This window comes from Collimonas sp. (genome assembly GCF_044339385.1).
GTDB lineage: Bacteria > Pseudomonadota > Gammaproteobacteria > Burkholderiales > Burkholderiaceae_D > Collimonas.
Genome location: NZ_JBIIVN010000142.1, coordinates 1 through 6,816, shown reverse-complemented (window position 1 = coordinate 6,816; position 6,816 = coordinate 1). Strand labels below are relative to the sequence as shown.

The 6,816-nt window shown below is 54.6% G+C and carries 9 protein-coding genes and 3 pseudogenes; 9 read left to right on the top strand and 3 right to left on the bottom strand.

Annotated elements, in window-relative coordinates; translation table 11 throughout:
- Positions 1-311 (bottom strand): annotated as a pseudogene (locus tag ACIQ0R_RS10215) (branched-chain amino acid ABC transporter permease); the annotation flags it as partial.
- Between the two features lies 1 nt (position 312).
- A pseudogene (locus ACIQ0R_RS10210) lies at positions 313-1,258 on the bottom strand (branched-chain amino acid ABC transporter permease).
- A 126-nt stretch (positions 1,259-1,384) separates the two neighbouring features.
- Between ACIQ0R_RS10210 and ACIQ0R_RS10205 the strand changes: the two are divergent.
- Together ACIQ0R_RS10205 and ACIQ0R_RS10200 are read left to right on the top strand one after the other, a co-directional pair.
- Complete coding sequence (locus ACIQ0R_RS10205; RefSeq protein ID WP_395826834.1) at positions 1,385-1,621, top strand: hypothetical protein; 237 nt, start codon at positions 1,385-1,387, stop codon at positions 1,619-1,621.
- Positions 1,602-1,940: a hypothetical protein gene (locus ACIQ0R_RS10200; RefSeq protein ID WP_395826831.1), complete on the top strand. Its 339-nt coding sequence runs from the start codon at positions 1,602-1,604 to the stop codon at positions 1,938-1,940. Before ACIQ0R_RS10205 ends, ACIQ0R_RS10200 begins: the two co-directional genes overlap by 20 nt.
- On the opposite strand, the pseudogene ACIQ0R_RS10195 reads toward ACIQ0R_RS10200, so the two are convergent.
- Positions 1,867-2,046: pseudogene (locus ACIQ0R_RS10195) on the bottom strand (PLP-dependent aminotransferase family protein); the annotation flags it as partial. The gene ACIQ0R_RS10200 and the pseudogene ACIQ0R_RS10195 overlap by 74 nt on opposite strands.
- Positions 2,047-2,331: 285 nt before the next feature.
- Between ACIQ0R_RS10195 and ACIQ0R_RS10190 the strand changes: the two are divergent.
- The 7 genes from ACIQ0R_RS10190 to ACIQ0R_RS10160 form a co-directional block, all read left to right on the top strand.
- Complete coding sequence (locus ACIQ0R_RS10190) at positions 2,332-2,589, top strand: hypothetical protein (RefSeq protein WP_395826828.1); 258 nt, start codon at positions 2,332-2,334, stop codon at positions 2,587-2,589.
- A 225-nt stretch (positions 2,590-2,814) separates the two neighbouring features.
- The gene (locus tag ACIQ0R_RS10185) at positions 2,815-4,311 is read left to right on the top strand and encodes a YdiU family protein (protein WP_395826826.1); all 1,497 of its coding nucleotides are present in this window, start codon (positions 2,815-2,817) and stop codon (positions 4,309-4,311) included.
- Positions 4,312-4,333: 22 nt separating this feature from the next.
- Entirely contained in the window at positions 4,334-4,735 is a 402-nt protein-coding gene (gene msrB, locus ACIQ0R_RS10180) for a peptide-methionine (R)-S-oxide reductase MsrB (RefSeq protein ID WP_395826823.1), read from the top strand.
- Positions 4,736-4,829: 94 nt separating this feature from the next.
- Positions 4,830-5,450, top strand: coding sequence for a septation protein A (locus ACIQ0R_RS10175; RefSeq protein ID WP_395826820.1), 621 nt, complete (start codon positions 4,830-4,832; stop codon positions 5,448-5,450).
- Positions 5,447-5,728 carry a BolA family protein gene (locus ACIQ0R_RS10170; protein ID WP_395826817.1) on the top strand — a complete coding sequence of 94 codons (282 nt, stop codon included), beginning with the start codon at positions 5,447-5,449 and terminating at the stop codon, positions 5,726-5,728. Before ACIQ0R_RS10175 ends, ACIQ0R_RS10170 begins: the two co-directional genes overlap by 4 nt.
- A 113-nt stretch (positions 5,729-5,841) precedes the next feature.
- Positions 5,842-6,621, top strand: a complete 780-nt coding sequence (locus ACIQ0R_RS10165) for a peptidyl-prolyl cis-trans isomerase (protein ID WP_395826814.1) — start codon at positions 5,842-5,844, stop codon at positions 6,619-6,621.
- Positions 6,599-6,816, top strand: a 218-nt coding sequence (locus ACIQ0R_RS10160) for a hypothetical protein (RefSeq protein WP_395826812.1), incomplete at its 3' end; no start/stop codon positions are given. The genes ACIQ0R_RS10165 and ACIQ0R_RS10160, both read left to right, overlap by 23 nt.

Sequence of the window (6,816 nt, the reverse complement as noted above, 5' to 3'; positions counted from 1 at the left end):
CGGCCAGCCCCCCCCCCCAACAAGGGCACAAACAGCAGCGCCGCCGCTCCGGCACCAGCCAAACGGTTCATCATATGAGCCACGACAAACGCCGGCAAGCCGGCATATAGCGCATGCCCGAAAGAAAGCATGCCGCTCTGCCCGAGCAGCATATTGAACGACAAAGCCAGGATCATCATGCAGCCGGATTGCGACAAGATCGATAACGCGGCGCTTTGCGGAAACAATAGCGGTGCCGCCAGCAACACCACGGCAAACAGCGGCCAGAGCCATTTGGCGGGCGCCGACGGATAGGTTGTCATCATCGCCATATCAATCCCGTACGCCAAGCAAACCGCGTGGCCGCAACAGCATCACCAGCACTAGCAACAGGTACGGCAGAATCGGCGCCACCTGAGCCAGTGTCAATTGCAGCAGCGGATAAGCTGCGGCGCTGGCATCAACCTCAATTCCCAAGCGTGCCAGACCGCCCAGCAGCGATACATTCAGCGCTACGGCAAAAGTCTGCAGTATCGCGATCAACAGCGAAGCGATAAACGCCCCGCCCAGCGAACCCAGCCCGCCGACCACCACCACCACGAAAATAATGCTGCCGACAGCAGCCGCCATGCCCGGCTCAGTAACAAATGCATTGCCGCCCACCACTCCGGCCAGGCCCGCCAGGCCGCACCCGACAGCGAACACCAGCGTAAAAATCAACGGCACGTTATGTCCCAGCGCCTCTACCATCTGCGGATGGGTCAATGCCGCCTGAATCAGCAAGCCCAGGCGCGAGCGCTTCAACAGCCAGCCCGCCGCCAGCAATGTCAACACCGCTAACAACATCATGAAACCACGATAGATCGGAAATGCAGTTGCATAAAAGGTAAACAAAGGCCCATCGAGTTGCGCCGGGATCGCATACGGCAGTGCCGACTTGCCCCACACCAGTTGCACCAATTCAACAGCAACATAGGACAAGCCAAACGTAAACAACAACTCCGCCACCTGTCCATGGCGGCGCACATATCGCAGCCCAAAACGCTCAACCAACGCCCTCCAGCAAGCCGACCAGAAGCGGTGCCAGCACCAGCGCCGGCCAAAACCCGATCCTGGCGCTGATCGCATAAGCAAAATAAGCCCCCAGCATATAAAAACTGGCATGCGCAAAATTCAGCACGCCAAGCATGCTGAAAATCAGTGTCAGCCCGGACGACAGCAAGAACAACAGCAAGCCGTAACTGAGGCCGTTAAGCAAGGTGATGAGGGTAAATTCCATTATGCGTTTATTTAGTTACATGCCATTTCTGGCTGTGAGGCATCCAGAGCATGCGCTTCGGCATTCTACTGATTTTAGCTTTGAGGTTTGATGTCAATAAGACAGGTGGCCGGAGACTGTGCGCAGTTGGCTTTCCAGGCACGGATTGGTGAACAAGTTGCAAAGCTGTTCCTCGCCATCAAAGAAGATAACAAGGGCAACTTCTTGTATGCAGAATTTGTTGACAGGAGTGCTCTGCGGGGAATTGCAGGTGTGGCTTCAAGCCTTGACGGCATGACGTTGGACGGTCCCGCCCGCTCACAGCGCACGGGTGAAAAAATACCCGGCATCGGAGCAAATGTCAATGTCAACAGTGGCGATTGACGAATACGTCCTGAATCTGTTTGTTATCCGTGAGGCCATTGACGACATTGACGACATTGACGTTGATGACGGCAGCGAGCAACTACCTGATGGCACTTCCGAATCACTTAATGACGACGTTCCGGCAGGCGATCTCTCGGACGATCCTGACAGTCCAAGTTACCGATTCAGGGACAAGGGTTATATCATCGATTCACCTAAGGAAAAGGCAAGGGATGTCATCCATAACGCCAGAGGAACTGGCGAGGCTTGTACTGGCGGCACGCTTGCTCAAGCATCGCCGGTACCATCCCGTGCTTTTCCGCTGGCAGCGCGATGATGTGGCGGCCAAATTGGGGCGCTGCGGCATGCAAGCCGGGATAGCTCCTTGGTTCTGCCGGGATGACATCGGCAGGCTCTGTCAGCGCCGGGATCAATGCGGCAAGATCTCTGCCAAAAAACCGCGCCCGTCGTGCATGGCCAATCGCGACAACCTGGCTGGCAAACTTTCATCTTGCATTTTTTCCGACTGAGACATTTTGTCTCGATGTATGGAGATTGCTTTTTAGTACTATGCGCCAGGACGAGCCGCGACACCATCCGTGCATGGCAGTCGTTGACGTTTTTTACTGCTCCATCTGGATTCGGCAAAATGGAGCAGATGAAGCAGCGTCTTATGGCAGCGCTCTTCAAGACAGATAGTGCCAAGTAATAGCCTGGAAAATCTCAACATGATGGATTGGATTCCTATAGTCTTCGTTACGTTCAAGGTGCTCGTGCTCGGCACGGGCATGTTCTTCGCCATTAAGTGGCATTACGATCAAGGAAAAAAGGAGAAGGAGCAGAAGAACGAGCAGAGGAACGAGAAGCGCGCGGTATTACACGCGGGCGGCAAGGTGGCCGCAGTCTTCTTGCTATCGCTGTTGGGCATGGTGCTCGTCGCCTTGGTCCTTGCCAGGGTGCTCGGTTTGGACTTGACCTTCCCGTGATGGCAAAGAATATAACAAAGAACAGGCGGCCAATACCCCATGATGCGGCAGTAATTCCCCGGCGCGGCTGGCGGGCAGCGAAAAACGCCAGCAACCGAATGTCGAGTTGATTGCCAAGCGATAATATCAAGGTCTTCGCACGACAAATACCGAGGTAAATTAAAATGCTTGCTAGCTCGGCCGCCGCGCTAATCCCCCCTCTATTTATCCGGACTAAATTTGGTCATGAACACCCTTGCTGCATCACTGTTACCCCAGACCATCGATAGCCTGACCGTCAGCAACTCCTTTGCTGCGCTGCCAAAACCGTTTTACACAAATCTGGCGCCCACTCCTTTAGCAGCCCCTTACCTGGTCGATAGCAGCAGCTCCGCAGCGGCATTGATTGGATTGAACCAGGCAACCTTGAACCAAGCGGAGCTGGTGCAGGCGCTGGCTGGCAACCGCCTGCTGCCTGGCTCAACGCCACTAGCTGCGGTTTATTCGGGCCATCAATTCGGCGTCTGGGCCGGACAGTTGGGGGATGGCCGGGCGATTTTGCTTGGCGATGTCGCCGCCAGCGGTGGCGGACGCCTGGAATTGCAGTTGAAAGGAGCCGGGGCGACACCCTATTCACGCATGGGCGATGGCCGTGCGGTGCTGCGCTCGTCAATCCGGGAATACCTGTGCTCGGAGGCGATGGCGGCGCTTGGCATCCCCACTTCGCGGGCGCTGTCGCTGATCGGCTCTGATCAGTTGGTCATGCGCGAGCGGCCGGAAACCACAGCCGTAGTGACCCGCATGGCACCCAGTTTTGTGCGCTTCGGGTCGTTTGAGCACTGGTATTACAATAATCGGCCAGATGAGTTGAAAATCCTGGCAGACTATGTGATTGCCGGTTTTTACCCGGAACTGCAGGATGCCGCCAACCCCTACCAGGCGCTGCTGGCCGAGGTAACCGGTCGCACCGCGCATCTGATGGCGCATTGGCAGGCCGTCGGCTTCATGCATGGCGTGATGAACACTGACAATATGTCGATCCTCGGGCTGACACTGGATTACGGCCCGTTCGGCTTCATGGAAGCCTACGATGCGCGCCATATCTGCAACCATACCGACCAGCAGGGCCGCTACGCCTACAGCATGCAACCGCAAATCGGCCAATGGAACTGCTTCGCGCTGGGCCGGGCACTGCTGCCGCTGATCGGCAGCGTTGAGGCAACTCAAGCGGCGCTGGCCGATTACCAGATTCAATACGGCGCTAAACTGGATGAGTTGCTGCATGCCAAGCTGGGGCTGCAATCGCAGCAGGCGGACGACGGCAAATTGCTCGATGCGATGTTTGCAATGATGCAAGCCAGCCACGTCGATTTCACGCGGTTTTTCCGCAGCCTTGGCAACCTGCGGCTGGAAGATCCGGCTGGCGACACACCCCTGCGCGACCAATTTACCGACCGCGCCGCGTTCGACGCCTGGGCGTTACAATATCGGGCGCGCCTGAGAATGGAAAACAGTCAGGACCCGGCGCGCAAGCTTGCAATGGATGCAACCAACCCCAAATACGCGCTACGAAACTATTTGGCGCAGATCGCAATCGAAAAGGCGCAGAATAAAGACTTCTCGGAAGTCCGCACTCTGCTGCAGATTCTTGAAAACCCGTTTGACGAGCAGCCGCAACATGCGCAATACGCTGAATTGCCCCCTGACTGGGCGCGCGGACTGGAAGTGAGTTGTTCGTCTTAGGAATAGAGATAGGAATTAAACCATGAGCACCAAAAAAGTCAGCAAGACCGACGCCGAATGGCGCGCCGAACTGGATCCGCTGGAATATCAAGTGACCCGCCACGCGGCCACCGAACGGGCATTTACCGGCCGCTTCTGGGATCATCAAGAACATGGCATCTACACTTGCGTCTGCTGTCATACGCCGTTGTTCGAATCGGACGCCAAATTCGACTCTGGCTGCGGCTGGCCGAGCTACTTCAAGGCCATCAACCCCGACAATGTCGAGGAACGCATCGACCGTAGCCACGGCATGACCCGCACCGAGATTCTGTGTAAGGTGTGCGACGCCCATCTGGGCCACGTGTTCCCCGACGGCCCGCCGCCAACCGGCCTGCGTTACTGCATCAATTCGGCGTCATTGCGCTTTGACCCGGCCGACTGAGCCAGCATCAACCTGTTCGGCCCGGTCAACCTGATCCACCTGATCAACCCACTCGCCGACCGCTATTTATCCTGACTGAAAGCAGACTAAACACATGAAGTTCTTGTTCGACCTTTTCCCGGTAATTCTATTCTTCGGCATTTTCAAATGGGGCGAATCCAGCCCTGATTCTGCACAGGCGCTGGTCAATCACTATTTGTCAGGCGTTGTCTCCGGCGGCGTGGTCACGGCGACACAAGCACCTGTATTGCTGGCGACGGCAGTGGCGATCTTGGCCTCCGTCGCACAGATCGGCTACCTGCTGTTACGCCGGAAAAAAGTTGACGCCATGCTGTGGGTGTCGCTGCTGATCATCTGCGTGTTTGGCGGTGCCACCATTTACTTCCATAACGAAACCTTCATCAAATGGAAACCGACAGTGCTGTATTGGGCCTTCGCTGCGGTGTTGCTGGTCAGTCAGTTGTTTCTGAAAAAGAACCTGATCCGCACCATGATGGAAAAACAAATGTCCATGCCCGATCAGATCTGGCCGCGTGTGGGCTTTGCATGGATCGCGTTTTTCATCTTCATGGGCTGCCTTAACCTGTTTGTCGCCTTCAATTTTCCGACCGCGACCTGGGTCAATTTCAAGCTTTTCGGCGGTATGGGACTGATGTTTGTTTTCGTCATCGGCCAGAGCGTGCTGCTGTCGAAATATATCAAGGAATCTGAATGAATAATCCGCGCCTTGAAACGATTCGTAACAAATTGACAGCAACTTTTTCACCGCTGGAATGTCTATTGGAGGATGAGTCGGCGCTGCATGTGGGACACGCCGGCGCTGCCTCAGGCGGCGGTCATTACAGGTTGCGGATAGTCAGCACAGTTTTTGAAGGACAAAATCGTTTAAATCGCCATAGGCTGGTGTATGATTGCCTGGCTGAAATGATGCATGCGGAAATTCACGCACTGGCGGTCAATGCGCTAGCGCCTTCCGAAACAAAAACAGCTTAAACGACCGTGATACGTACCCTAAACAAAATAATTTGTCCTGCAAACCGACTTCAGTTATTCTGGCCTGCCTAGCATTAATTTACTCATAACTTATCCCCAATTAGGACTTGATAATGATTTTTAAACCTTCCCGTTTACTGGTAATACTTTTTGCAGCTGCTGCTTTGCCTGTTATGGCGCAAAACCTGGCAGTCGTGAATGGTAAGGCAATCCCGTCGTCGCGCGCCGACATGATGGTCAAGCAATTGACAGCGCAAGGCGGCCAGAGTGACAGCCCTGAACTGCGCACCATGGTCAAGGACGAACTGATCAACCGTGAAGTGCTGATCCACGAAGCCGACAAGCTGGGTCTGGGCAACAACGCTGACGTCAAGGCGCAAGCCGACATCGCCCGCCAATCGATCCTGATCCGCGCACTGTTTGCCGACTTCATCAAGAAGAACCCAATCAAGGATGCCGACATCCAGGCAGAATACGACAAGTTCAAGGCACAAGCCGGCGACAAGGAATATCACGCGCGCCATATCCTGGTTGAGAACGAAGCCGACGCTAAAGCCATCATCGGCAAACTAAAAGCCGGCGGCAAGTTCGACGATCTGGCCAAGCAATCGAAAGATCTAGGTTCGGCAGCCAACGGCGGCGATCTGGGCTGGGCAACGCCAGCTTCGTTCGTGAAGCCATTCTCCGATGCACTGGTAGCACTGAAGCCGGGCCAACTGACCGAAACACCGGTCAAGACCCAGTTCGGTTACCACGTCATCAAGCTGGAAGAAGTCCGCCCAGCCAAGATTCCAAGCCTGGCCGAAGTCAAGCCGCAAATCACTGAAGCGCTGCAACAGAAGAAGCTGCAAGCTTACCAGCAAGATCTGCGTGCAAAAGCCAAGGTGCAATAAGACCTTCGCAACAAGCAGTAATGCAGCAATAAAAAAGCGCTCATCTTTGAGCGCTTTTTTATTGCTTTGTATTTTGGTATTTTGGTATTTTGGTATTTTGGTATTTTGGTATTTTGGTATTTTGGTATTTTGGTATTTTGGTATTTTGGTATTTTGGTATTTTGGTATTTTGGTATTTTGGTATTTTGGTATTTT

What these genes read in the sequence shown, in the direction of transcription:
- ACIQ0R_RS10200 (WP_395826831.1), top strand. Translation starts at nt 1,602, where the DNA reads ATGTCAACAGTGGCGATTGACGAATACGTCCTGAATCTGTTTGTTATC.
- ACIQ0R_RS10170 (WP_395826817.1), top strand. Translation starts at nt 5,447, where the DNA reads ATGAATAATCCGCGCCTTGAAACGATTCGTAACAAATTGACAGCAACT.
- msrB (WP_395826823.1), top strand. Translation starts at nt 4,334, where the DNA reads ATGAGCACCAAAAAAGTCAGCAAGACCGACGCCGAATGGCGCGCCGAA.
- ACIQ0R_RS10190 (WP_395826828.1), top strand. Translation starts at nt 2,332, where the DNA reads ATGATGGATTGGATTCCTATAGTCTTCGTTACGTTCAAGGTGCTCGTG.
- ACIQ0R_RS10165 (WP_395826814.1), top strand. Translation starts at nt 5,842, where the DNA reads ATGATTTTTAAACCTTCCCGTTTACTGGTAATACTTTTTGCAGCTGCT.
- ACIQ0R_RS10175 (WP_395826820.1), top strand. Translation starts at nt 4,830, where the DNA reads ATGAAGTTCTTGTTCGACCTTTTCCCGGTAATTCTATTCTTCGGCATT.
- ACIQ0R_RS10185 (WP_395826826.1), top strand. Translation starts at nt 2,815, where the DNA reads ATGAACACCCTTGCTGCATCACTGTTACCCCAGACCATCGATAGCCTG.